The organism is Gordonia alkanivorans (genome assembly GCF_004011905.1).
GTDB classification, from domain to species: domain Bacteria; phylum Actinomycetota; class Actinomycetes; order Mycobacteriales; family Mycobacteriaceae; genus Gordonia; species Gordonia alkanivorans.
This window is the reverse complement of the sequence record NZ_CP027114.1, coordinates 3,188,195-3,212,914: the sequence shown is the minus strand read 5'-3', so window position 1 is coordinate 3,212,914 and position 24,720 is coordinate 3,188,195. Positions and strand designations below refer to the sequence as shown.

Sequence of the window (24,720 nt, the reverse complement as noted above, 5' to 3'; positions counted from 1 at the left end):
GCGTCGCCCGAGGTCCAGAGCAGAAACCAACTCAGGAAAGTTTGATGTCGACGCCCACGCCGACGATGAAGATCACCCAGATGAGGCCGACGAAGATGGTCAACCGGTCGAGGTTGCGTTCGACGACGCTCGAACCCGACAGGCTGGACTGGACACCGCCGCCGAACAGGGACGACAGACCGCCACCCTTGCCGCGGTGCAGCAGGACGAGCACGATCAGCAGAACGCTGGTCACGATCAATCCGATGTCGAGTGCACCTTGCACAGTCACGAGTCGAAACGCCCTTCCGTAAACACCTGGAGAAACAGCTGTGGCAGGTGGTGCCGACGCAAATCGACACCAACCTGCCACAGTGTACGCGTGGGTGTGACCCGTCAGGGCAAGGGGCCACCCGCGGCGATCGCCGACAGCGTCGCGAACTCGTCGGACTTCAACGACGCGCCGCCGACGAGAGCTCCGTCGACGTCGGTCTGGCCGACGATGTCGCCGACGTTCTTGGCGTTCACCGAACCGCCGTAGAGGATGCGGACCGAGGCCGCGGTCTCCGCGTCGGCGATCTCCGCGAGGGTCTCGCGGATGGCCTTGCAGACCTCCTGGGCGTCGGCGGCACTGGCCACGCGACCGGTGCCGATGGCCCAGACCGGCTCGTAGGCGATGACGGTCTTGGCGATCTCGGCGGCCGACAGGCCCGCCAGCGAACCCTTGAGCTGCGCCACGTTGTACGCGACGTGCTCGCCGGCCTCGCGGATCTCGAGACCCTCGCCGATGCAGACGATCGGGGTGAGTTCGTGCTTGAGCGCGGCCTTGGTCTTGGCCAGCACGATCTCGTCGGTCTCACCGTGCAGGGTGCGTCGCTCCGAGTGGCCGACGACGACGAAGGTACAGCCGAGCTTCGCGAGGAAGGCGCCGCTGATCTCCCCGGTGTAGGCACCCGAGTCGTGCTGCGACAGATCCTGCGCACCGTAGGTGAGCAGCAGCTTGTCGCCGTCGACGACGGTCTGCACGCTGCGGATGTCGGTGAACGGCGGGATCACCGTCACGTCGACCTTGTCGAAGTACTTCGCCGGCAGGGCGAAGGCGATCTTCTGAACCAGCGCGATGGCCTCGAGGTGGTTCAGGTTCATCTTCCAGTTGCCCGCGATGAGCGGTTTACGAGTTGCCATGGCTCAGCTCTCCAGCACCTTCAGTCCGGGGAGTTCCTTGCCTTCGAGGTACTCCAGCGATGCGCCACCTCCGGTGGAGATGTGCGAGAAGTCCGAGTCGGGCAGACCCAGGGTCCGCACCGCGGCAGCCGAGTCGCCGCCACCGACCACGGTGAACGCACCGTTGTCGGTCGCACCGGCGATGGCCTCGGCGACACCGCGGGTGCCGGCCGAGAATTTCTCGAACTCGAAGACGCCGGACGGACCGTTCCAGAAGATCGTCTGGGCGCCCGAGAGGACCGCGGTGAATCGCTTCACCGACTCCGGTCCGATGTCGAGACCCATCCAGCCGTCCGGGATGGCGTCGGCGGCGACGGTCTTCGCCTCCGCGTCGGCGGCGAACTTGTCGGCCACCACGACGTCGACCGGCAGGTGGATGACGTCGCCGAAGCGCTCGAGCAGGCTCTTGCAGACGTCGATCTGGTCTTCCTGCAGCAGCGAGGTGCCCACCGAATGGCCCTGTGCGGCCAGGAAGGTGAAGGCCATGCCGCCACCGATGACGAGCGTGTCGACCTTGGGAGCCAACGCCTCGATGACCCCGAGCTTGTCGGAGACCTTCGAGCCACCGAGGACGACCGCGTAGGGACGGGTCACCTCTTCGGTGAGCTTCGACAGGACGTCGACCTCGGCCGCCACCAGCTCTCCCGCGTAGTGCGGGAGCAGCTTGGCGACGTCGTAGACCGATGCCTGCTTGCGGTGGACCACTCCGAAGCCGTCCGAGACGAACGCGCCGTCCTCGCCGACGAGTTCGACGAGGGCCTTGGCCAGCTTCTCGCGCTCGGCGTCGTCCTTGGAGGTCTCCCGCGGATCGAAGCGGATGTTCTCCAGGAGCAGGACGTCACCGTCGGTGAGACCCTCGGCGCGGGCGAGCGCGTCGGTGCCGACGACGTCACCGGCGAGCTGCACGTTGCGACCGAGTTCTTCGCCGAGCCGCGCCGCGACGGGCGCGAGCGAGAACTTCGGATCCGGCTCGCCCTTCGGCCGACCCAGGTGGGCGGTGATGATCACCTTGGCGCCGGCGTCGATCAGCGCGTTGAGGGTGGGCAGCGAGGCGAGGATGCGACCCGGATCGGTGATCGTCGACCCGTCGAGCGGGACGTTGAAATCCGAACGGACCAGCACTCCGCGACCCGAAACACCCTCTTCCAGAAGGTTCTTCAGAGTGGGAACACCCATGAGGCGTTGACTCCTCTTTCGTTGTACGACGAGTGGACTAGAGAGACTTGCTGACGAGTCCGATGAGGTCGACGAGGCGGTTCGAGTAGCCCCACTCGTTGTCGTACCAGGACACGACCTTGGCCTGATCGTCGATGACCTTGGTCAGGCCGGCGTCGAACAGCGAGCTGTGCGGGTCGGTGACGATGTCGGAGGAGACGATCGGGGCGTCGTAGTACTTGAGGATGCCCTTGAGCGGACCCTCGGCGGCGGCCTTGAGCGCGGCGTTGATCTCCTCGGCGGTGGCCTGCTTGGCCAGCTGCGCGGTGAGGTCGGTGACCGAGCCGGTGGGGATCGGCACGCGCAGGGCGTAACCGTCGAGCTTGCCCTTCAGCTCCGGGAGGACCAGGCCGATGGCCTTGGCGGCACCGGTCGAGGTCGGCACGATGTTGATCGCGGCACCACGTGCGCGGCGCAGGTCCTTGTGCGGGCCGTCCTGCAGGTTCTGATCCTGGGTGTAGGCGTGGATCGTGGTCATGAGGCCCTTGACGATGCCGAACTCGTCGTTGAGGACCTTGGCCAGCGGGCCGAGGCAGTTCGTGGTGCACGAGGCGTTGGAGATGATGTTCTGGCTGCCGTCGTACTTGTCGTCGTTGACGCCCATGACGATGGTGATGTCCTCATCCGAGGCGGGGGCCGAGATGATGACCTTCTTGGCGCCGGCGTCCAGGTGGCCCTGGGCCTTGGCGCGTGCGGTGAAGATGCCGGTCGACTCGACGACGACGTCCACGCCCAGGTCGCCCCACGGGATGGCTGCGGGGCCTTCCTTGACCTCGAGCGCCTTGATCTTCTTGTCGCCCACCACGATGGTGTCGTCGCCTTCGAGGCTGACGTCTTCGGGCAGACGGCCGAGGATCGAGTCGAACTTCAGCAGGTGCGCGAGAGTCGCGTTGTCGGTGAGGTCGTTGACCGCGACGATCTCGATGTCAGTGGTGCCCAAAGCCTTTTGCGCTTCGACGGCACGGAAGAAGTTGCGGCCGATCCGGCCGAATCCGTTGACGCCTACCCGAACAGTCACAGTTGTGCTCCTTAGCGGTATTCATGGTCAGGCCTGTGGGTCAAGCCCTGCTGGCCGCGCCGTGAGCGGTCACCGATGGCACACAGGGGTGACCCCCGGTCCGCACACGTCGACTTCAGCCTAGTAGGCCGGGTTCGGTCCGGCACACCGCAGGTCCCTAGGCCTCGTCGAGCAGCTCTGAGGTGACCGCCGATTCGGTGTCCGGGATGCCGTCCTGGCGAGCTTTCTTGTCAGCCATCGACAACAGCCGGCGGATGCGTCCGGCGACGGCGTCCTTGGTCATCGGCGGGTCGGCGAGCTGGCCGAGCTCCTCCAGAGAGGCCTGCCGATGGGTGATGCGCAGCTGTCCGGCCGCGATGAGATGGTCGGGGACCTCGTCACCGAGGATCTCCAGGGCGCGTTCGACGCGGGCGGCCGCAGCCACTGCCGCGCGGGCCGAGCGCCGGAGGTTGGCGTCGTCGAAGTTGGCGAGGCGGTTCGCGGTCGCGCGCACCTCGCGGCGCATGCGGCGTTCCTCCCAGACCAGGCGGGTGTCGTGGGCGCCCATCCGGGTGAGCAGCGCGCCGATGGCCTCGCCGTCGCGGATGACGACGCGGTCGGCGCCGCGGACCTCGCGCGCCTTCGCGGTCACACCGAGGCGACGGGCGGCGCCGACGAGCGCCAACGCGGCCTCGGGTCCGGGGCAGCTGACCTCGAGCGCCGACGAGCGTCCTGGTTCGGTCAACGAACCGTGGGCGAGAAACGCACCGCGCCAAGCGGCTTCGGCGTCGGCGACGCTACCGCCGACCACCTGGGCCGGGAGGCCGCGCACCGGCCGGCCACGCAGATCGAGCAAGCCGGTCTGCCGGGCGAGTCCTTCGCCGTCCTTGGTGATGCGCACGATGTAGCGGGCCGACTTGCGCAGGCCGCCGCTTCGCAGGACGTGGACGTCGGAGCCGTAGCCGAACAGGTCGTGGATCTCGCGTCGTAGGCGCCGCGCGACATTGCCCATGTCGACCTCGGCCTCCACGACGACGCGGCCCGCCACGATGTGCAGGCCGCCGGCGAAACGCAGCAGGGCCGACACCTCGGCTCTCCGGCAACTCACCTGGGTCACCGTCAGGCGACTCAGCTCGTCTTTCACCGCTGCCGTCATCGCCACCGGTCCCTGTCCTCCTGTCAACTGCCCACACGTCCCTGAAAGAAAACGCCGAATCATCGCCTGGGTCAGGCGTCGGCCCGGTCAGCGTAACGGTTCGATTCACCTTCGCACAGTTCGTTCACCACGGCGGCGACTTTCGCCGGGTCATGGACCTGGCGGCCGGGTACCGCGACATCGCCGACGTTCAGTTCGGCGCCGAAGAGTCCGGCCGCGCGCACGAGATGCTCGCGTTCGCGTCCGGCGGGCACCGACGACGCGTCGACCAGGACGTTGTCGACGCGGAAGGTGTCGGCGTGGGCGTGCAGGACGTGCAGATGCCGCTCCACCGAGAACCCCGGGGTCTCCCCCGGTTCGGGTGCGAGGTTGACCACCAGCACCTTGCGGGCGGCGGTGCGCTGCAACGCCTTGAGTTGCTCGGGCACCAGCACGTGCGGGATCACGCTGGAGAACCAGGAGCCGGGTCCGAGCATCACCAGATCGGCGGATTCGATTGCCCCGACGGCACTCTCGCAGGCGGGCGGTTCCTCGGGGATCAGCCGCACGCGACGCACCTTGCCGGGCGTCGTCGCCACCGCGACCTGTCCGCGGATCTCCCGGCTGATGCGCGGGTCCGCCTCGAGTCCTGACACGTCGGCCTCGATGTCGAGCGGGACGGTCGACATGGGCAGCACCTGCCCGACGATCCCGAACATCGACCGGAGTTCCTGCAGCGCGGCCACCGCGTCACCGAGGACCTCGGTGAGCCCCGCGAGCATCAGATTGCCGATGGGGTGTCCGGCGAGCGCGCCGCGACCGCCGAAGCGGTGCTGCAGCACCTCGGCCCACAGTTCGTGGCGTCGACGGGTGTCGGGGTCACCCGCGGTCTGGAAGTCCTCGAGCGCCTTGGGCGCGGACATCAACGCGGCCAGGGCCATTCGCAGGTCTCCCGGCGGGATGAGGCCGAGTTCGGCACGCAGGCGGCCCGACGATCCCCCGTCGTCGGCGACCGTCACCACCGCGGTGATGTCGGTACTCAGGTAACGCATCGCGGTCAGCGTCGCGTACAGGCCGTGGCCGCCACCCAGCGCGACGATCTTGGGGTCGACGATCTCCTGGGTCATTCGCGCCCCAGATCGCGGTGCATCACGCGCACGTCGTAGGTGGCCACGCCGGAGTCGTCGACGGCCTTGCGGAGACGCCGTGCGAGCTCCTCGGAGATGGCGACACTTCGATGTTTACCGCCGGTGCAGCCGACGCTGATCGTCATGTAGCGCTTACCTTCTCGCAGGTAGCCACGACCGACGATGGACACCAGGTCGGTGTACAGGTCGAGGAAGTCACCGGCGTCGGGCTGGCCGAGGACGTAGTCGCGGACCGGCGCCTCCTGCCCGTTGTGGTCGCGCAGCTCGTCGATCCAGTGGGGGTTGGGCAGGAACCGCACGTCGGCGACGAGATCGGAGTCGATGGGCAGTCCGTACTTGAAGCCGAAGGACTGCACCGCGATGCTCAGCCGCGGTTCGGTGTCTCCCGGCGACACACCCTCCACCACGGAGCGGAGCTTGGCCGCGGTCAGCGCCGAGGTCTCCACGACGAGGTCGGCGACGTTCTTGATCGGCGCCAGGATCGCGCGTTCCCGGGCGATGCCCTCGATGAGAGTTTCCTTGCCCTGCAACGGGTGTCGGCGACGCACCTGCTCGAAGCGACGGACCAGCGCCTCCTCGCTCGCGTCGAGGTACAGCAGCCGGGTACGAATCCCCGACTCCTCGAGGTTGTCCCGCAGCTGTTCGAGTTCGTGGGCGAGGTCGGGGCCGGATGCGCGCAACACCATCGCGAGACGGGTGATCGTCGGGTCGCTCTCCCGCACCATCCCGACCATCGTCGAGATCAGCGACGGCGGAACGTTGTCCGCGACGTACCAGCCGTCGTCCTCCAGCACGTTGGCCGCTGTGGACCGGCCCGCACCGGACATGCCGGTGACGAACAGGACGGTGAGTTCGTTCGGCACCTCACCGTTCCGGACGCCTCCGGTCAGCTGCTCGTCGTGTCCGGCCTCGGCCCGCTCATTCATCGACACCCCGTCCCGCGTCACCGGTCACCACCGTCATCTCTGCTTCGTTCACCGTCTCGGACACCACCGTCTCCACCGGCACCACTTCGGACTCCGGCTCCACCTCGGACTCGGGCACCGTCTCGACAACGGTGTCACCGCCGAGCGCGTCCTGCACCGCACGCGCCGTGGTCAGTCCGATCCCCGGCACCTGGGCGATCTCCTCCAAGGATGCCTCACGCAGGCGCGCAACCGACCCGAAGTGGGTCACCAGCGCGGTGCGTCGTGTCTTCCCCAGACCCGGGATGCCGTCGAGCGCCGAGGCGGTCATCCTCTTGCTGCGCTTGCTGCGGTGGAAGGTGATGGCGAACCGGTGTGCCTCGTCGCGCACACGCTGCAGCAGGAACAGCGCCTGGCTGCTTCGCGGCAGGATCATCGGGTCGTCCTCACCGGGCACCCACACCTCCTCGAGGCGTTTGGCGAGTCCGATCACCGAGACGTCGGTGACACCGAGCTCGTCGAGAACCGCCGCCGCGGCATGCACCTGAGGCGCACCGCCGTCGACGACGAACAGATTGGGCGGGTACGCGAACTTTCGTGGCTGCGCAGAGGTCTGCGGTTCGGCGTCGACCTCCCCCGACTCGGGCGGCGGTGCGTCACGGTCGGCGCGATGCCGGAGGAAGCGGCGGCGGGTGACCTCGGCGATCGATGCGACGTCGTCGGAGTGGCCGTCGCCGGCGGCATGGCGGATCGCGTAGTGGCGGTAGTCGGACTTGCGCGGCAGACCGTCCTCGAAGACGACGAGAGAAGCCACGACGTCGGTGCCCTGCACATGCGATATGTCGACGCACTCGATGCGCAGCGGCGCCTGGTCGAGCATCAGGTTCTCCTGCAGTTCGGTGAGGGCGGCCGACCGGGTGGTGAGGTCACCGGCGCGTCGGAGCTTGTGCTGGGTGAGCGCCTCCCCCGCGTTCCGGGCGACGGTCTCGAACAGCGCCTTCTTGTCGCCGCGCTGGGGCACCCGCAAGGTGACCCTGCTCCCCCGCAGCCCGCTCAGCCACTCCTCGAGTTCGGCTGTGTCGGCCGGCAATTCGGGGACCAGGACCTCGCGCGGAACGGACTCGCCGTGTGCGCGGTCCGCACCGACGTCGACGGTGGCGTCGAAATCGACCTGCGCACCGTAGAACTGGGTGATGAACTCGCCGATGACGTCGCCGTCGGTCCCGTTGTCACTGCGTTCGACGACCCACCCGCGCTGACCGCGGACGCGCCCGTCGCGCACGTGGAAGACCTGTACCGACACCTCGAGGTCGTCTCCGGCGATCGCGACGACGTCGGCGGTGGTGCCGTCGCCGAGAACCACGGCCTGCTTCTCCATGGCGCGTCGGAGGGCGCCGATGTCGTCGCGCAGGCGGGCCGCGCGTTCGAAATCGAGATCCTCGGCCGCAGCGGACATGTCACGTTCGAGCTTGCGGATCAGCAGGTCGGTGCGGCCGGCGAGGAAGTCGCAGAAGTCCTCGACGATCTCGCGGTGTTCCTCGGCGTCGACCCGGCCGATACAGGGCGCGGAGCACTTGTCGATGTAGCCGAGCAGACACGGCCGGTCGATCTGGCGGTGCCGCTTGAACACGCCCGCCGAGCAGGTGCGCGCCGGGAACACCCGCGTCAGCAGGTCGACGGTCTCGCGGATCGCCCACGCATGCGCGTACGGCCCGAAGTAGCGCACGCCACGGCGGCGGGGTCCGCGGTAGACGAACAGCCGCGGGTACGCCTCGTTGAGGGTCACGGCGAGCATCGGGTAGCTCTTGTCGTCGCGATAGCGGACGTTGAACCGCGGATCGAATTCCTTGATCCAGTTGTATTCGAGCTGAAGTGCCTCGACCTCGGTGCCCACGACGGTCCACTCCACCGACGCCGCCGTCGTCACCATCTGACGGGTGCGCGGGTGCAGCGAGGCGATGTCGGCGAAGTACGACGTCAGACGCGACCGGAGGTTCTTGGCCTTGCCCACGTAGATGACACGACCGTGCTCGTCACGGAACTTGTACACCCCGGGATCGGTCGGGATGGTTCCGGGAGCAGGACGGTAGGTAGTCGGGTCGGCCACGTGTTCCAGGCTAGTTGGCGGGTCGGACGGTCCCGCGATAGCGCTCTTCGAGCTCGCGGAACCGGGCCATCGCCTCGACGGCCTGCGGACCGTCGTTCGCCTGCACAGCCAGCACGGTGATGTGTTCGTCGGACGGGAACAGCAGCCAGGCGCCGAAGCCTTTTTCCGGGTAGGTCAGTCCGAGTACCTGGTCCCAGGTGAAGAGTCGAGTGGGCACCAGGTTGCGCACCTCGACACCCTCGGCGCCCACCCGCAGCCGCGGACGGGTCAGCAGCAGGATGGCGCCGGTGAAGAGAACACCGATGAGGATGATCGCGACCTGGTCGGAGCTGCCGAGGTTGCGGACCCCGACGTCCTCGATCGTCAGCAGCAGCCCGAAGGTGATGTGGATGGCCATCACGATCACGGCCGCGACGATCGCCCAGCGGGGCAGCTTGCGCGGCCGATAGACCAGGTCCCATCGAGGGGAGGTCACGCCGATGCTCCTCCGACCGTGCTCGGCAGGGCCTCACCGCGTGCCAGCGCGCGTAGGGTCAGGGCCGACGCCAGTGCGGCGACGGTCGCCTGCGCGCCCTTGTCCTCGGTCGAACCGGGTAAGCCCGCGCGGGCGATGGCCTGCTCCTCGGTGAGCGTGGTCAGCACACCGTTGCCGACCGGGGTCGACTCGTCGAGCGAGACGCGGGTCAGACCCGCGGTCACCGCGTCGCACACGTAATCGAAATGCGGTGTCTCACCCTTGATCACGACGCCGAGCGCGACGACGGCGTCGTGGGTGCGGGCCAGCGCCTGCACGATGACCGGCAACTCGATGGCGCCCGCGACCTGCACGATGGTCGGCTCGGTGACACCGTTCTCGTGGGCCGCGCGGACCGCGCCGTCGAGCAGTGCGCCACAGATCTTCTCGTGCCACTGCGACGACACGATCGCCAGCCGGAGCTTGCCGGCATCGGCGAGTTCGAGGGTCGGTTCTCCGTGACCACTCATGCAGGGGCTCCTTCAGATGCGTCGTCGCCGGTATGTGCGTGATCGTCGAGACCCACGAGGTCGTGTCCCATCCGGTCGCGCTTGGTGCGAAGGTAGCGCAGGTTCTCGGCGTTGGCGCGCACCGGCATCGGCACCCGGTCGACGATGTGCAGGCCGTAACCGTCGAGACCGACGCGCTTGGCCGGGTTGTTGGTCAGCAGACGCATCGACGACACCCCGAGATCGACGAGGATCTGGGCGCCGAGACCGTAGTCGCGGGAGTCGGCGGGCAGACCCAGTTCCAGGTTTGCGTCGACGGTGTCGGCGCCGGCGTCCTGCAGCTGATAGGCCTGCAGCTTGTGCAGCAGGCCGATGCCGCGACCCTCATGGCCGCGCATGTACAGGATGATGCCGCGGCCTTCTTCGGCCACCATCTCCATCGCGGCGTCGAGCTGCGGACCGCAGTCGCAGCGCAGCGAGCCGAAGACGTCGCCGGTCAGGCACTCCGAGTGCACGCGGACGAGGACGTCGTGTCCGTCGTCGCTGGAGACGTCGCCCTTCACCAGGGCGACGTGCTCGACGTCGTCGTAGACGCTGGAGTAGCCGACTGCGCGGAAGTCGCCGTGACGGGTCGGAATCCGGGCATCGGCGACGCGAACGACATGCTTCTCGTGGCGACGACGCCACGCGATGAGGTCGGCGATCGAGATCATGGCGAGGTCGTGCTCGTCGGCGAAGACGCGCAGCTCGTCGGAGCGGGCCATCGAGCCCACGTCCTTCTGGCTGACGATCTCGCAGATGACGCCGGCCGGCGCGAGATCGGCGAGCCGGGCCAGGTCGACGGCGGCCTCGGTGTGGCCGGGACGACGCAGCACGCCGCCCTCCTTGGCGCGCAACGGGACGACGTGGCCGGGACGCGTGAAGTCACCGGCGGTGGCCTCCGGGTCGGCGAGCAGACGCATGGTGGTGGCGCGGTCCGAGGCGCTGATACCGGTGCCGATGCCCTCACGGGCGTCGACGGTCACGGTGTAGGCGGTGCCGTGCTTGTCCTGGTTCATCGAGTACATCGGGGGCAGACCGAGGCGGTCGCAGGCGTCGCCGTCGAGCGGGACGCACAGGTAGCCCGAGGTGTAGCGGACCATGAAGGCGACGAGCTCCGGGGTGGCCTTCTCGGCCGCGAAGATCAGGTCGCCCTCGTTCTCCCGGTCCTCGTCGTCGACCACGACGACCGCCTTGCCGGCGGCGATGTCGGCGATGGCCCGTTCGATCGAGTCGAGCCGGACTCGTTCGTCGGTGGTCGCGTCGTCACCATCACGCGGCGATTCGCTCATCAGAACCTCACTCGTTGTGCTCATTTCGCCCGCTGTCCTCATTTCGTCCCGGTGACATCAAGCGCAGGGACATGTTGGGTGTTTCCGAGGTGCAGACGTTCGACGTACTTCGCGATCACGTCGACCTCGAGGTTGACCACGGTGCCGGGCTTGGTGGCACCGAGGTTGGTCTCGTTGAGGGTGGTGGGGATCAGGGAGATCTCGAACCACGAGTCGTCACCCGATCCGCCGACGGACGAGACGGTCAGCGACACACCGTCGACGGTGATCGAACCCTTCTCGACGAGGTACCGGGTGAGCTTCGCCGGCACGCCGATGCGCACGACGGTCCAGTTCTCCGAGGGGCTCACGGACAGGACGCGACCGGTCCCGTCGACGTGGCCCTGCACGATGTGGCCGCCGAAACGCCCGTTCGCGGGCATGGCGCGTTCGAGATTGACGGTGCTGCCCGCGGCGAGGTCGGACAGGGAGCTGCGACGAAGCGTCTCGCCCATCACGTCGACGGTGAACTCGCCCGGTCGGAGGTCGACGACGGTCAGACACACGCCGTTGACCGCGATGGAGTCGCCGTGGCCGGCATCGGCGGTGACGATGGGTCCCCGCACGGTGAAGCGGGCTGCATCAGAGAGATCCTCGCGGTCGGCGATGACGCCGAGTTCCTCCACGATTCCGGTGAACACGCACTCCTCCTGCTCGCTCGGAGCAGACAGGGCGGCACTGTGTCGCCTGTTCTCTCGCATCCGGACTATGACCGTCGGCTTCGGATTCTCACCGAATCTGCTGTCCCTGTCTTCCGACAGGCGCTCGCGGGCTGGAAGGTGCATGTCCGTAGCACCCTCATCACCGCCGGTGGGGAATCTCACCCCGCCCCGAGAACTGGTGGTATCGACGCTAGCACGACGCGAGAACGGAGTCGCATTGGAATTTCGCTGAGCGAAACAGATCGCCGCCGGTGTGTCGTGCATCTCGCCCCGCTCAGTCCTGCGCCGATGCCCGCGATGAGCGGTCGAGTGCGATCAAGATGTCACTTCCGAGCGTCGTGACCTCGCGGGTTTCGAACCGTCTGGCGTCGTCCAGAGTGGTGACTCCCGGGATCTCGACGGAACTGCGTCCGGCGCCCAGGACCATCGGCGCGACGTAGGCGTGGACCTCGTCGACGAGGTCGGCGGCGAAGAAGGCGCCGAGGATGTGCGGGCCGCCCTCCACCAGGACCCAGAGCGCGTCGGGCAGGGCGGAGAGGACGTCGGCCGGGTGGTGGGAGTCGACGCAGACCAGCGGTCCTCCGGTGTCGCCGCGGACGTTGGCATCGGCAGGCAGGTCGCGGTGCCCGAGCACCACACGTGCCGGCTGGTGCGGGTACAGCCCGCCATCGGCGGTGCGGGCGGTGAGGGTCGGGTTGTCGGCGAGGGCCGTGCCGGTGCCGATGACGATGGCGTCGAGGCGTGAGCGCTGCTGGTGGGCGTGGTCGCGGGCCGCCGGCCCGGTGATCCACTGGCTGGTGCCGTCGGGTGCGACGATCCGGCCGTCGATGCCCGCCGCGATCTTGGCGGTGACCATCGGCCGCCCGAGCCGCTGACGGGTGAGCCACGGACGCAGCGGACCGTTCTCCACGGCGTCGACCGCGACTCCCCCGGTCACCCGGATGCCGGCGGCCCGAAGAGTGTCGGCGCCACCCGCGGCGACGGGGTTGGGATCGCTGACCGCGTAGTGGACCTCGACGACGCCGGCCTCGATGAGCGCCTGCGAGCACGGCCCGGTGCGTCCGGTGTGGTTGCAGGGTTCGAGCGTGACGATCGCGGTACCGCCCCGCGCGGCTTCACCCGCTGCGCGCAAGGCCATGACCTCGGCGTGCGGGCCGCCCGGCGGTTGGGTCGCGCCGACACCGGCGACGGTGCCGTCGGCGGTCAGGATCACCGCTCCGACAGGCGGATTGGGCGAGCTGACACCCATGGCCGCAAACGACGCCTCGACGGCGCGGTCCATGGCGGCGACGATGTCCATGTGGCGGGTCAGATGTCGCTGTGGGCGCGTGCGGTCGCGGCGGACTCCCGCAGGGCGGCGACGGCCTGGCCGGGGTCGGCGGCACCGTAGACGGCCGATCCGGCGACGAAGCAGTCGATTCCCGCCTCGGCGGCCTCTTCGATCGTGTCGGCGTTGATGCCACCGTCGATCTCGACGAGCAGCGTCAGGTCCTCGGCGTCGATGAACTTCCGGATGGCGCGGGCCTTCTCGAGGACCTCGGGCATGAACTTCTGGCCACCGAAGCCCGGCTCGACGCTCATGATCAGCAGGGTGTCGAAGTCGCGGAGGATCTCCAGGTAGGGCTCGAGCGCGGTGCCCGGCTTGATCGACAGACCGGCCTTCGCGCCGGCAGCACGGATGTCGCGGGCCACGGCGATCGGATTGTCGGTGGCCTCCGCATGGAACGTGACGTTGTGGGCGCCGGCCTCGGCGTACGGCGGCGCCCAGCGGTCGGGGTTGTCGATCATCAGGTGACAGTCGAGCGGGATGTCGGTCGCCTTCAGCAGGCTCTCCACAATCGGCAGACCCAGCGTCAGGTTCGGCACGAAGTGGTTGTCCATGACGTCGACGTGCAGCCAGTCGGCGCGGGTGGCACCGGGCTTGGCAACAGCAGCCGCCTCGTCGGCGAGATTCGCGAAGTCCGCGGACAAGATGGACGGGGCGATCATCGGCGCGTTACCAGCGGTGCACATGGTGGACAAGTGTAGGGCGAGAGGGTCGGTGCCGACGAAAGCGTCCGGGTGTCTCAGACTCCGTTGGCCGGCCACCCGGGGTAAGACGGAAGCGTCGGCACCGGGTCTGGACCGGAGTACATGTCGATCCGTGGAATGTCAGGATTGTCAGGCAACGCGTCGCACGCGACAATGTCTGCAGAGTTCTCCGGCCGGACTCCGAGCCTCTCGAAATCCGTCACCTTCCAACTGCCGAACACCGAACGGTACGGCGCCGGCGCCGGGCCCGCTTGGTCTGCGGGTGGCAGAACGTCACCGGACTTCGTGAGATCGATCGTGACAGGAAATCCCCATTGCGCGTGCACGTTTCGCCACTCCTGCGAACCGCCGCCCCGGGCACTGGGAGCGATCGAGAAGATCTCACTACGGCACAACACAATGCGCACATTCGGACCATCGTCCACTCGGCGCAGTGGACGGAAGAACAAAGTGCTCACCACATCATTGTGCGAACTCTCACTGGGCACGAATGTGACCTTCTCGTCGATGTCTGACGGCGAGGCCTCGACAAATCCGGGATAGCCCCATTGCGGAGACTGGCCCTCAAAAGACAACTCGAACGACTCCGTGTAAGCGCGTACAAACGTTCCTTCCGAACTCGCCAGGTCAAGGACATCAGTTTCGAACCATCGATACGAGGTCTGCAGCCTCGGAGGCAACCGATCCGCCACCGACGGCTGCGACGAACTTGTCGAATCACCACCGGTGTTCGGAGATGGTCCGCACGCGACACAAAGCGTGAGCAGAGTACACAACACCCCAGTCAGAAAACCGTGGCCTTTAAGCACCAGACTACTTCTGACCGTATGCATGGTGGTGATTCTCATTATGACGGTTCACGAAGGAACTCATGTCAGACTCAAGTAACTGCTGGATGTACGTAGCTGCGGCGCTATCGTGAGACACTGGTGGCATTTCTCCGGTTCGTCTCATCTCTTCGAAATCGACCTCCTGCCCGACAAACAATTTCCGAAATTCAGGTTGATCGACCAGATCCGTGTGGGTCCTGAAATACCCTTCAAGGACCTGCACATACTTGGCGTTGGGCTGAATCTCCGAGTTATAGACATCATGGCGTAGTTTTGCAGTATCTTCGTCGGTGATTATCGTGTCGGGATCTTTGGGTAGTCCGAAGAGTTCCAACTTGACTTCCGCCGCGGTCCCGTCGATCAGTGCGCTGACCACCGGATTCAAGCCGGTCACCTTCAGGAGGGCCGTAGCGCTCTCGAAGAGCGCTCCCGCCCGAGCAGCATCCTTAGCTGCTTCATAGCGTTTATCTTCGAATGTCTCTTGGATGTGTGAATCCAGCCCACCGATCATCGCCCCCTCTATGCGGCCGGCGATCTCACCAAGACCGTAGTCATTGTGGTCTCTACCAAACTCCTCCTGAAGGATGTCGATCTGAAGCGCGGTCAGCGAATTCACTATTTTTCCAGCCTCAGCGTCTGAATTTAGAATCTGGAACATTGCCTTCAGTTCTGCTCCGGTTACCTCCGATACACCCGACGATCCAAAGAGACCCGCGTCCGCACCGCCCATCACCGCCGTGTGCGGACCGATAGCGGCAGCGAGTGTCCGTGCAAGCTCTGGGTTCAGTTCACCCAATGCCCGCTTGTCATCAGCACTGATATCGATCAACGAATCCTTGTTCGCACCAAAGTACTTGGTTAGCTCTGTAGCAATCTTTCCAGCACGCTCGTTATCCATCAACTGCTCCACAGACGATGCCTCGTCGCCATAAGCAGCGCCGGGCATCCAGTTGAACAGCCGATTGACGCCCGCGTCCTTATGACCAGCGCCGTCTGTCCAATCGAAGGTCATGAGATTCTTCAGCGTTTCCGCATCTTTCAGAGAACCCTGATTGCCATCGATGTCGTACGCGAGCAATGCTGGTCCGCCAGCAGCCTTCCCAGTGGAAGCCATTACCGCATCATGCACCGCAATATGGTCAGACCCGCTAACGTCCAGCATTCGTATGAGGAGATCTTCGACCTCATGCTTCGAAATGTTGCTGTGCCCCATAGTCCTGAGGTCGGTGACGTACATTTCCTGTGTACCACTGGCGATCTCACCAGCGCGAGCTATCAGCGCTCGATCGACATCGCTGCCCAGTTGCACCGACTTCGAACCGTAGGTGCCTTCGCCGTCGTCGGACCTATTTTCAATGATGTCCATCAAGGACTTGAGATCCTTGTAAGTCTTCAGATCATTGATCAGCTTGTCGCCGCCTGAATGCGCGGAGGCATCGGGCAGGCTAAGTTGACCTTTGCTCGATGCAGGACTGGTCAACACCTCACGGACAGGCGTGGATAGCTGATGTATCCCGCCGCCTACGAACTTCGGCCCCGGCGCCAATCCCATCTGCTGCAGCGGCCCAGCAAGGAACGCCGGCTCGATCTGCTGGGCGGTCCGCAGGCTCGGATTGCCGAGCATGTAGATACCGTCACCGAGCGCGTTCTTGAGCTTCAGGCCTTCCGCACCACTGTATTCGTCGCCGAAACGCTTCAACGCGTCGAGGGAGTAGGGCGCGGAACCCTCCGCGCTCTGACCCCAATTGGGCGTGTATATGGCCTTCAGGTAATCGAACTGTTCTTTCGAGATGACCGCTTCTTCGCCGCGTGCCAGTTCCGCTCGCTGCTCGGGCGTCAGACTGGTCGCACGGTAGAAGCGTTCCTTCTGCTCCGGTGTCGCAGTCCCGCTCAGGATCGCCTGGACATCGCGGCTTGCTTGTCCTGCGGAAAAGCTCGAGCTGAGCGGAGCATTGATCTCTGCATTGCCGAAGACCACATTCAGCGCGCGTGCACCGTTCCGGTCGTCTTCCCCGATCTCGTCCGCGAGCGACTGTAGCGACAGCGTCGCTGTCTTCGCCTCTTCTGCACGTGTGGCCTGATCATTCAGGATCGACTGTTCGGCCGCGCTTCCGGCCTCCACTCCGCCCAACTCTGACGCGTAGTCACGAGCGTCGCGCACGGTCCAGTCGTCCGAGACGCTGAACTTGTCGAGTTCAAGGCCGAGCGCTTTCGTCAGCGCAGTGCTGCGATTGGGGCTGATCGCGGCGGCGGTGTCGTGCAGCACCCTTGCGGCCGCGCTGAGTTCGGTGCCGAGCTTGTTGATCTCGTCTCGGTCAGACGTCGTACGGTCTTCGCACGCGCGCCTGGATTCGCCCGACCAGCCCGTCACGTTCATCGGTGCGTCGGCCATCGTCTTGGTCTGGGTTCGTAGGTTCTCAGCTGTTGTCTCCAGCGAGCTCGCGGACTGGAGCAGGACCATCACATCCCAGCTGTTGACCGTCGATCGAGTCGGTCGGCTCATCAGAACACGGAAATGGCTCGGAAACCGCTCGCCAACTCTCCATCGGTATCGGCGAACTCGGTGGCAACCTGATAGCACGTCTGCGACACCGCGTCCATGCGAGCGGCCGCGCGTCCAAGAAGGGTACGAATGACATCGTCCTTGCCGGCACAAGCGGCGCTGAACGCTGATCCAGGCATCGCGGCAGCTGCGTCAGCGAATCCCGCGCTGCCCGACCAGAGCGCCCGCGTGGCGTCCGAACACCCGGCCAACGTCTTGCCGACGCCCTCGATCACACACTTCTCGGCTTCCAGGCGATAAGTCACTGTGAGTCCCCCGTTCCCGGCGCCAGCGTCCTGACACCACTCCCCTCGGACAACTTAGTAGGAGACAAGGAGATGCGGGATTCACCTTCCACAAGTCATCGCCCACACCTCCGGGCCGTCGTCGGGCAAAGACACCTTCCCGGCCACCTCGAACCCGAGTCGTTCATAGAACGAGACGTTCGCCGGGGACGAGGTCTCCAGGTAGGCGACGTGCCCTTCCAACTGCGCGGCCGCTAGCCCCGGCTCGAGCACAGCTGCACCGAGCCCTCGCCCCTGTGAATGCGGCGCGACCCCCACCGTGGCCAGATGCCAGACAGGTTCGGCCGGCCGAAGACCGGCAGTTGCCTCGTCGGCCCGCGCTGCGATCTCCGCTCTGTCGCCGTAGAGGTCTACGACTCGAGATGCGATGTCGCCGAACGCCTCGTCAAGGCCACTCGAGGACGGTGTGATCCACACCGCCACGGCGGCAAGGTCGTCCGATACCCAAACACGTCCGCACCGCATGCCGATCTCGGCGAGGAACAGCCGCTGCAACGACCGCACTCGGTCGCCATGATCATGCGAGTCGACTGTGTGCCGGGTGAACGGGTAGTCGGCGAAGGCCTGGCCGAGAGTATCTGCGGCAGCGTCGACGTCAGCCGGAGTCGCCGGCCGAATCAAAGGGCGGATCGTCACGCCGTTGGACGTTACCCGGCGCCGGCACCGCTCAGGCGACCGCGAGCAGCTGCAGCAGCTTCGTCTCGACGACGCTGCGGTCAGGACTTTGGTGCCCGATCGCCGGTGGTGCGGTGCTCCGATGACGGGCACCGGTCGGGGTGATGACGTCGATGACCCGGATGTCACCGGCCATGCGGACCGAGTAGTCCCAGCCGTCGGCCTCTTTGGCCCGATTGTGGATGACGCAGATGCCGTCGGCGTTGGCCTCGCTGGTCGGGCCATCGTGGCGATGTGGTTTCGCGTGGTCGATCTCCGCGATGGGCGCACCGCAGTACGGAGTTCGGCAGCGTTGGTCTCGGAGTCGGACGAAGTGTGCGAGCGCGGCCGGGAAGGTTCGCGATTTCGACTCCATCGCCACCAGTGCGCCATCCGACGGACGTGCATAGATACGACGCATCGTCGAGGCGGTCTCACCATCGGGCGACACCGACGCGGCGACGAGTTCCCGTGCCACTGCTGCCGGAATCGGTCCGTACCCCTTCACTTCGGCCGCCGAATCGTTGAGCCCGAACAGGCACTCGTCGGACATGATCATGTCTACCGACACCGGAACCGGTTCCGCTGCGGATCGGCCGGTGACACGTTCGACCAGCGTGTCGGCCATGATCTGCGCATGCGTGCGATCGTCGGCACCGAGTATGGAGTCGGCGTGCTTCTTGAGCGAGGCATATACGGAGATTCCCTGTGTCATCGGCAACAACGCCGAGAGTTGGGTCATCAGATCCGGCGCCGGCCGCACGCTAACCCGCCGATCCTTCTCGGCCTTGGCCTTTCGCGCGACCACTGCCGCCGGCTCGAGTTCGTAGGCGTGACGCTTCGCCGTCGATTCGATCTCGCGGTCGGACACACCCACCAGTTCCGCACGGTCACCGCACACCCGCCGATCGATCTCCTCGCGCGATTCGCGAGTCAGAAAAGCGGTTTCGCGAACGAGAATGGTGGCACGCCATTCGGTCAGTACACCGTCTGTGAGTGCTGCCATCGTATGCGGCATCTCGTGTGCCAGAGCACGAGCGAACCCGAGGTACTGACTCCCCTTCTTCGGTGAGACCTTCCGTGCCAGCCCGACTTCGGCGGCGAGTCCCCGGCCCCGCCGCTTCTGCGGAACATTCCGTGCAGCCTCATCGTCGGCACGTAGCCGGTCGAGATTCGCGGTCTCACGCACCTGGACCGCAGTGCAGGCCGACTTGATCTCCTCGAGCAGCGTCAGCCGCCGCACCGACTCGGCCTCGTCGACGCCTGCAGGCATCCCGGCGAGGAGGCCTTGGAGGGCACGTAGACCGTCCGTCGACAGACCCGATGTTCCGCCCGAGGGTGATTCGTACATACATTCGATAGTACGCCGATATCGCCAGCTCCGCCGAAGTTTTCCACAACCCGAAGACGATCCTTCACTTAACCATTGAGTTAAGTGACGAGCCGTGCGACACTTAGTCACATGGCAAACCATACGGCGACTCTCGACGAGATCTTCGGCGCATTGTCGGACCCGACCCGCCGCGCCGTCGTCGAACGTCTCGGGCGGGGACCCGCGAGCGTCGGCGAACTCGCCGACCCCTTCCCCATGACCCTTCCGTCGTTCATGAAGCATCTGAAGGTCCTCGAGGACAGCGGACTGGTCATGACCAAGAAGACCGGGCGCACCCGCATGTGCACGCTCGACCGCCGACGCCTGCGACGACTGCAGACCTGGCTCGAACACCAGCGCACCGTCTGGACCGAACGCACCGACCGACTCGAAGCCTTCGTCACCGAACCCGAGGAGACATCATGATCGACCCCGAACTGGATCTCACCCTGCACCGCATCATCCGCGCACCGCGCCAACGGATCTGGGATGCCTGGACGCAACCCGAACAGTTCGCGAAGTGGTGGACGCCATCCCCGACGATCACCCGCGTCGACCGGCTCGAACCGCGCCCCGGCGGCGCGTTGGTCACCCAGATGAGCGACGACGGCACGACCTTCGTCCCGCACATGGACGCCGCCTTCCTCGTCGCCGAACCCAACGAGCGCCTTGTGTTCACCAACGCCATCGACAGCTCCTGGCGACCGTCCGCGCCCGCACCCGTCCCCATGACCGCGGAGATCACCCTCACCGACCACGCGGACGGGACCGAATACAACGTCGTTGTGCGCCATGGCAATCCGTCCGACCGCAACCGTCACGACAACCTCGGCTTCTACGACGGCTGGGGCTCGGTGACCGCCGCACTCGCCGAACTGGTGGAGAACGGGGCCCGGCAATAAGGATCACCATCGGTCGGCCAAGCCACGGTCACCGACTACGAAGGTGTCGCGGCGGTCCCGGGCTCAGACGGGAACTGAACCGTTCAGTCCCGAGTGAGCGCCGCCAGAAACATCGCGTCCGTGCCGTGGATGTGCGGCCACAGCTGCACGTGTGGGCCGTCGCCGAGCAGCTCCGGCCCGAGCTTGCCGACGGTCACCAGTGGGCGGGCATCGAGCTGACGGGCCCCGTCCACCGATGCCAGCACGTCGGCGACCACCGCGGTGGTCTCGGCGGGATGCGGCGAGCACGTCGAATACGCCACCACGCCACCGGGTTTGACCAACCTCAACGCCTCGGTCAGCAACTCCTTCTGCAGCACGACGAGCTCCTCGACGTCTGCAGCGGTTCGGCGCCAACGGGATTCGGGGCGACGGCGCAGCGAGCCCAGACCGGAACACGGAGCGTCGAGCAGGATGCGGTCGTATCCCGGTTCGAGGCCACTCGATCGTGCATCGGCGACGTGGATGGTCACCGGCAGATCGTTCACGACCTTCCGGATCAGCTCCGCGCGATGCTTCGACACCTCGACCGCGTCGAGGCAGGCAGCATCGATCTCGGCGAGCGCACCGATCAGCGCGGCCTTTCCGCCGGGCCCGGCACACATGTCGAGCCAGCGGCCGGAGTCGTCGGCGACCTCGGCGACCGTGACCGCCCGCGCGATCAGCTGGCTGCCCTCGTCCTGCACACCCGCGTAGCCCTCGCGGATCGCCTCCACGTCGCCGGGATCACCGCTGGGCAGGTACACGCAATAGGGAGAGAAGTTGCCTTCCTCTCCCCCGCTGGTCAGCGCCAGTTCCTCGGCGGTGATGTAACCGGGCCGGGCAACCAGGTGGACAGGCGGCCGTTCGTCGTCGGCGGCGAGCGCCGCCTGCAACTGACCGGCCGAACCGCCCAGCGCGTCCCGGAAGACCTCGGCGATCCAGCGAGGGTGCGCGTACTGGAAGGCCAGATAGCCGACGAGATCCTCGGCGGGCGACGGTGCGAGCTCGTCGACCCACATCTCCTCGTCCTTCTGCGAGACCTTGCGCAGCACGGCATTCGCGAAACCCGAGGGGCCCATCCCGTTCTCGGAACGGACCAGGTCCACCGACGTCGACACCGCAGCATGGGAACCCACGCGGGTGCGCAGCAACTGGTAGGCACCCAATCGCAGCACATCGAGCACCGGGCCGTCGATCTCGTCGACGGGCCGCTTGGCCGCCGCGGCGATGACGGCATCGAGAAGGCCCTGGGCACGGGCGGTGCCGTAGGCGAGCTCGGTGGCGAAAGCCGCATCGCGACCCTCGATCTTTCGGTCCCGCAGCATCTTCGGGAGAACCAGGTTCGCGTAGGCGTCCCGCTCACGAACCGCGCGCAGCGTGTCCCGCGCCGCGACGCGCGCCGGGTCGAGGTCCTTCTGCCGTAACTTTCGATCCCCACTCATCCCAGTACCGTCCCATCGGTCAGTCGTGCGCCACGGGCCCAGTCCGCGGCAGGCATCGGCTTCTTCCCCGGCGGTTGTACCGTGCCGAGTTTCACCGGCGTGGAACCGGTCCCGACGAGCACCGCTTTCTTGGTCACCGCGATCGCACCCGGGGCCAGCGGTTCGGCCCGAACCGAGTCCGGCAATGACGCGTCGTCCTCGGCGACGGGCCGCACCGGGCCCACCTTGATCCGTGCGTCGTCGAGACTCGTCCACGAACCCGGCGCCGGCGTGTAGGCGCGGATGAGGCGATCGATGATGTGCGCGGGCAGATCCCAGCGGATGCGCGCATCCTCGACCTCGACCTTCGGCGCGTGGCTGACGCCGGTCGAGGGTTGCGGTTCGGGGGTGAGTTCCCCGGCCTCGATGCCGTCGAGCGTGTTGACGAGCAGGCCGGACCCGGCGTCGGCGAGACGTGCGAGCAGGTCGCCGCTGGTGTCGGTGGGCCGGATGGTCTCGGCCAGGATGCCGAACACCGGACCGGTGTCGAGACCCTTCTCCAGCCGGAAGGTGCTGGCACCGGTCACCTCGTCCCCCGCGGCGATCGCGGCCTGCACCGGCGCCGCCCCACGCCACGCGGGCAACACCGAGAAGTGCAGGTTGATCCAGCCATGGGTCGGGAGCGCCAGCAGATCCTCGGGCACGAGGCCTCCGTAGGCGACCACGGCCGCACAGTCCGGCGCCCAGCGTCGCAACGTCTCGGCGACGTCGGGTTCGGACATGCGGCGCGGGGTGATCACCTCGAGGCCGTGCTCGTCGGCGAGGACGCCGATCGGTGACCGCACGACCTTGCGGCCGCGCCCCGACACCGCGTCGGGCCGGGTGATGACGCCGACGACCTCATGCGACGGCGAGTCGAGCAGGGCCTGCAACGACGGCACGGCCACCTCTGGGGTGCCGGCGAAAACGATGCGCATTCATCCGATCGTAGGCGGGTCCACCTGGACCCGGATCGGCCCGGTCTGCCGGTGCGTGTTGCGCCGCGCCTGCCCGGCGGCGAGAGCCTGGGCGAGGAGTCGTCCGTGCTTGCGCGGCAACCGCACCAGGATGCGGTCCATCTCGTCGTCCGCAGCGGCCTCCCATTCGGCGCTACCGGCGGGCGGCCGCACCCCCGGCGGAAGCGGCACCGGTCCGAGAACGTCCGAGCCCTCGGGCAGCTCGAGGTGTTCGACGAAGTCGGTGATGACCTGCGTGGGACCGTCGACCGAGGCCATCGTGACCGCCGGCGGGAAACCCAGTTCCACGCGTTCACTCAACTGAATGGAGGCGAATCCGACGGGGTCCCAACGGATCAGCGCCTGAACCGGCGCGAGAGTCGAGTCGGCGACGATCACCACGCGGCCGCCCTCGCCGTGGGGCCGGACCATGCCGGCCAGGGCCATCCAGCGTCGGACGGCGTGTTCCTCCGCGCGCAGGTCGGCGCGGTCGAGTTGTGCCCAGGTGTCGACGACGATCGCTGCGCCATAGCCGTCGGGTGCGACCGGTTCGGCACCCGGTGTGGCGACGACGAGCCGTGCGCCCGGTTCGATCTCGTCGATGATGGAGTCGCCACCGCTGGTGTGGACCGGCACACCGGCGAAGGCGCGCCCCAGTTCCTCGGCGGTGCGTCGAGCGCCGGTGACCGTGGCCCGCACTTTCGTGTTGCCACACTCGGGACAGCGGAAGGTCGGCTCCGGGCGACCACACCACCGGCAACTCAGACGCTGGTTTCCGTCCATCTGCAGCGGTCCGTTGCAGCCGCGACACCGAGCATGCTCGCGACACCGGGTACACGCCAGCGACGGCACGTAGCCGCGACGCGGCACGCTGAACACCACCGGCCGGCCGGCGGCGAACGCCGAACGGGCTGCGTCGAAGGCGACCTCGGGGATTCGCGCGGACCTCGCCATCGGATCGCGGGCGATCTGCCGGTCGTCGTCGGAGATGGCCTGCACGCGCGGGCTGCGGTGACGAACGAGCGGACGATCGGCGACGAGGTCGTGTGCCCACCCCGATGCGACGAGCGCCTGAGCCTCCGCGGTTCGGGCGAAGCCGCCGAGGACCAATGCGCAGCGTTCCTGGTGCGACCGCAGCACCGCGACCTCACGCGGGTGCGGGTACGGCGCACGGGGATCGGCCATGCTGTCGTCGCCGTCATCCCAGACGACGACCAGACCGAGGTCGGTGACGGGCGCGAACACCGCACTGCGCGTGCCGATCACGAGTTTCGCCGCCCCGCGTCGTGCGGCGAGCCAGCGCCGGTACCGGGCGGTGGGTCCGAGTCCGGCCGCCAGCGCGACTCCCTGATCGCCGATGAGTGGTTCGCATTCCGCCCACACCCGGTCGAGGTCGCGCTGGTCGGGCACGACGATGATGCAGCCGCGCCCGGCCGCCAGGGTCGCCGCAGCCAGTTCGGCGAGTCGTCGGGGCCAGTCCTCGCCCGGCAGGGCCTGCCACGCCGCTCGCGGGTGACCGTCCCCGGCGATCGCCTCGAAGAACGACCCGGCCAGCGGATAGCGTCGCCACGCCTCGAGGTCCGGCGCCTCGACGACGGTCGTCGGTTCGGGTGTCGTCTCTTTCTCGGTCCGCGCATGGCGCGGCGGAATTGCCAGCCGGACAACATCTCCCATGGTGCCGGCGTAGCGATCGGCGACGGCGCGGCACAGCGATGCCAGTTCCGACGACAGGACAGGCTCGGCCGAGACGACACGATCGAGCCAACCCAGCTTGCCGGGGTGATCGCTCTTCTCGATGCGGTCGAGCAGGAACCCGTCGATCAGCCGACCGGCGAACCGAACGCGGACCCGCACCCCCGGGACCGCCGTCGCATCCTGATCGGAGTCGATCAGGTAGTCGAACGGTCGGTCGAGGTGTGCGAGTCCGAGAATGGGCAGCACA

24 protein-coding genes and 1 riboswitch are annotated in these 24,720 nt (G+C 66.9%); of the genes, 2 read left to right on the top strand and 22 right to left on the bottom strand.

From position 1 onward, the window contains the following. Window positions 1–31: 31 nt before the first annotated feature. The 19 genes from secG to C5O27_RS14515 form a co-directional block, all read right to left on the bottom strand. Entirely contained in the window at window positions 32–265 is a 234-nt protein-coding gene (secG, locus tag C5O27_RS14605) for a preprotein translocase subunit SecG (RefSeq protein WP_006357231.1), read from the bottom strand. A gap of 110 nt (window positions 266–375) precedes the next feature. Further along, window positions 376–1,164: a triose-phosphate isomerase gene (gene tpiA / locus C5O27_RS14600; protein WP_005194872.1), complete on the bottom strand. Its 789-nt coding sequence runs from the start codon at window positions 1,162–1,164 to the stop codon at window positions 376–378. A gap of 3 nt (window positions 1,165–1,167) precedes the next feature. Further along, entirely contained in the window at window positions 1,168–2,379 is a 1,212-nt protein-coding gene (locus C5O27_RS14595; RefSeq protein WP_006357229.1) for a phosphoglycerate kinase, read from the bottom strand. A 37-nt stretch (window positions 2,380–2,416) separates the two neighbouring features. Next, window positions 2,417–3,436 carry a type I glyceraldehyde-3-phosphate dehydrogenase gene (gene gap, locus C5O27_RS14590; RefSeq protein WP_006357228.1) on the bottom strand — a complete coding sequence of 340 codons (1,020 nt, stop codon included), beginning with the start codon at window positions 3,434–3,436 and terminating at the stop codon, window positions 2,417–2,419. A gap of 157 nt (window positions 3,437–3,593) precedes the next feature. Further along, a complete protein-coding gene (gene whiA, locus C5O27_RS14585) occupies window positions 3,594–4,571 on the bottom strand; it encodes a DNA-binding protein WhiA (protein ID WP_006357227.1) in 978 nt (325 codons plus the stop codon). A gap of 71 nt (window positions 4,572–4,642) precedes the next feature. Then, window positions 4,643–5,677 carry a gluconeogenesis factor YvcK family protein gene (locus C5O27_RS14580; RefSeq protein WP_006357226.1) on the bottom strand — a complete coding sequence of 345 codons (1,035 nt, stop codon included), beginning with the start codon at window positions 5,675–5,677 and terminating at the stop codon, window positions 4,643–4,645. Then, window positions 5,674–6,645, bottom strand: a complete 972-nt coding sequence (rapZ, locus tag C5O27_RS14575) for an RNase adapter RapZ (RefSeq protein WP_198136067.1) — start codon at window positions 6,643–6,645, stop codon at window positions 5,674–5,676. Before rapZ ends, C5O27_RS14580 begins: the two co-directional genes overlap by 4 nt. Continuing rightward, on the bottom strand, window positions 6,617–8,710 hold the full coding sequence (uvrC, locus tag C5O27_RS14570) for an excinuclease ABC subunit UvrC (RefSeq protein WP_127962996.1): 2,094 nt from the start codon (window positions 8,708–8,710) through the stop codon (window positions 6,617–6,619). The genes rapZ and uvrC overlap by 29 nt, the downstream gene beginning before the upstream one ends. A 10-nt stretch (window positions 8,711–8,720) precedes the next feature. Continuing rightward, the gene (locus C5O27_RS14565; RefSeq protein ID WP_006357223.1) at window positions 8,721–9,185 is read right to left on the bottom strand and encodes a PH domain-containing protein; all 465 of its coding nucleotides are present in this window, start codon (window positions 9,183–9,185) and stop codon (window positions 8,721–8,723) included. Continuing rightward, window positions 9,182–9,694 (bottom strand): 6,7-dimethyl-8-ribityllumazine synthase, encoded by a 513-nt coding sequence (gene ribH / locus C5O27_RS14560; RefSeq protein WP_006357222.1) that lies wholly within the window; start codon window positions 9,692–9,694, stop codon window positions 9,182–9,184. The genes C5O27_RS14565 and ribH overlap by 4 nt, the downstream gene beginning before the upstream one ends. Beyond that, window positions 9,691–11,004, bottom strand: a complete 1,314-nt coding sequence (locus C5O27_RS14555) for a bifunctional 3,4-dihydroxy-2-butanone-4-phosphate synthase/GTP cyclohydrolase II (protein ID WP_042378034.1) — start codon at window positions 11,002–11,004, stop codon at window positions 9,691–9,693. Before C5O27_RS14555 ends, ribH begins: the two co-directional genes overlap by 4 nt. 38 nt (window positions 11,005–11,042) lie before the next feature. Then, a complete protein-coding gene (locus tag C5O27_RS14550) occupies window positions 11,043–11,684 on the bottom strand; it encodes a riboflavin synthase (RefSeq protein WP_035751692.1) in 642 nt (213 codons plus the stop codon). A gap of 44 nt (window positions 11,685–11,728) precedes the next feature. Then, window positions 11,729–11,885: riboswitch (FMN riboswitch) on the bottom strand. 94 nt (window positions 11,886–11,979) lie between these two features. Continuing rightward, entirely contained in the window at window positions 11,980–13,005 is a 1,026-nt protein-coding gene (ribD, locus tag C5O27_RS14545) for a bifunctional diaminohydroxyphosphoribosylaminopyrimidine deaminase/5-amino-6-(5-phosphoribosylamino)uracil reductase RibD (RefSeq protein WP_035751513.1), read from the bottom strand. Between the two features lie 8 nt (window positions 13,006–13,013). Next, window positions 13,014–13,718, bottom strand: coding sequence for a ribulose-phosphate 3-epimerase (gene rpe / locus C5O27_RS14540; RefSeq protein ID WP_035751691.1), 705 nt, complete (start codon window positions 13,716–13,718; stop codon window positions 13,014–13,016). A 53-nt stretch (window positions 13,719–13,771) separates the two neighbouring features. Next, a complete protein-coding gene (locus C5O27_RS14535) occupies window positions 13,772–14,569 on the bottom strand; it encodes a hypothetical protein (RefSeq protein WP_230461796.1) in 798 nt (265 codons plus the stop codon). After that, the gene (locus C5O27_RS14530) at window positions 14,550–16,958 is read right to left on the bottom strand and encodes a TPR repeat domain-containing protein (RefSeq protein ID WP_244216513.1); all 2,409 of its coding nucleotides are present in this window, start codon (window positions 16,956–16,958) and stop codon (window positions 14,550–14,552) included. Before C5O27_RS14530 ends, C5O27_RS14535 begins: the two co-directional genes overlap by 20 nt. A 110-nt stretch (window positions 16,959–17,068) precedes the next feature. After that, window positions 17,069–17,374, bottom strand: a complete 306-nt coding sequence (locus C5O27_RS14525) for a hypothetical protein (RefSeq protein ID WP_006357215.1) — start codon at window positions 17,372–17,374, stop codon at window positions 17,069–17,071. A gap of 81 nt (window positions 17,375–17,455) precedes the next feature. After that, the gene (locus C5O27_RS14520) at window positions 17,456–18,049 is read right to left on the bottom strand and encodes a GNAT family N-acetyltransferase (RefSeq protein ID WP_127962994.1); all 594 of its coding nucleotides are present in this window, start codon (window positions 18,047–18,049) and stop codon (window positions 17,456–17,458) included. Between the two features lie 31 nt (window positions 18,050–18,080). Beyond that, window positions 18,081–19,340, bottom strand: a complete 1,260-nt coding sequence (locus C5O27_RS14515) for a 13E12 repeat family protein (protein ID WP_208651500.1) — start codon at window positions 19,338–19,340, stop codon at window positions 18,081–18,083. A 189-nt stretch (window positions 19,341–19,529) separates the two neighbouring features. Here C5O27_RS14515 and C5O27_RS14510 point away from each other — a divergent pair, with 189 nt between their 5' ends. Both C5O27_RS14510 and C5O27_RS14505 read left to right on the top strand, forming a co-directional pair. After that, window positions 19,530–19,865 carry an ArsR/SmtB family transcription factor gene (locus tag C5O27_RS14510; protein ID WP_006357212.1) on the top strand — a complete coding sequence of 112 codons (336 nt, stop codon included), beginning with the start codon at window positions 19,530–19,532 and terminating at the stop codon, window positions 19,863–19,865. After that, the gene (locus C5O27_RS14505) at window positions 19,862–20,341 is read left to right on the top strand and encodes an SRPBCC domain-containing protein (RefSeq protein WP_127962992.1); all 480 of its coding nucleotides are present in this window, start codon (window positions 19,862–19,864) and stop codon (window positions 20,339–20,341) included. The genes C5O27_RS14510 and C5O27_RS14505 overlap by 4 nt, the downstream gene beginning before the upstream one ends. A gap of 83 nt (window positions 20,342–20,424) precedes the next feature. On the opposite strand, the gene C5O27_RS14500 is transcribed toward C5O27_RS14505, so the two are convergent. From C5O27_RS14500 to C5O27_RS14490, 3 genes are read right to left on the bottom strand one after another with little or no spacing between them, the layout of a single operon-like run. After that, window positions 20,425–21,804, bottom strand: a complete 1,380-nt coding sequence (locus tag C5O27_RS14500) for an RsmB/NOP family class I SAM-dependent RNA methyltransferase (protein ID WP_127962991.1) — start codon at window positions 21,802–21,804, stop codon at window positions 20,425–20,427. After that, window positions 21,801–22,760, bottom strand: a complete 960-nt coding sequence (gene fmt / locus C5O27_RS14495; protein ID WP_127962990.1) for a methionyl-tRNA formyltransferase — start codon at window positions 22,758–22,760, stop codon at window positions 21,801–21,803. Before fmt ends, C5O27_RS14500 begins: the two co-directional genes overlap by 4 nt. Then, window positions 22,761–24,719 (bottom strand): primosomal protein N', encoded by a 1,959-nt coding sequence (locus C5O27_RS14490; RefSeq protein WP_482788942.1) that lies wholly within the window; start codon window positions 24,717–24,719, stop codon window positions 22,761–22,763. It abuts the gene before it with no gap. Between the last annotated feature and the right edge of the window lies 1 nt (window position 24,720).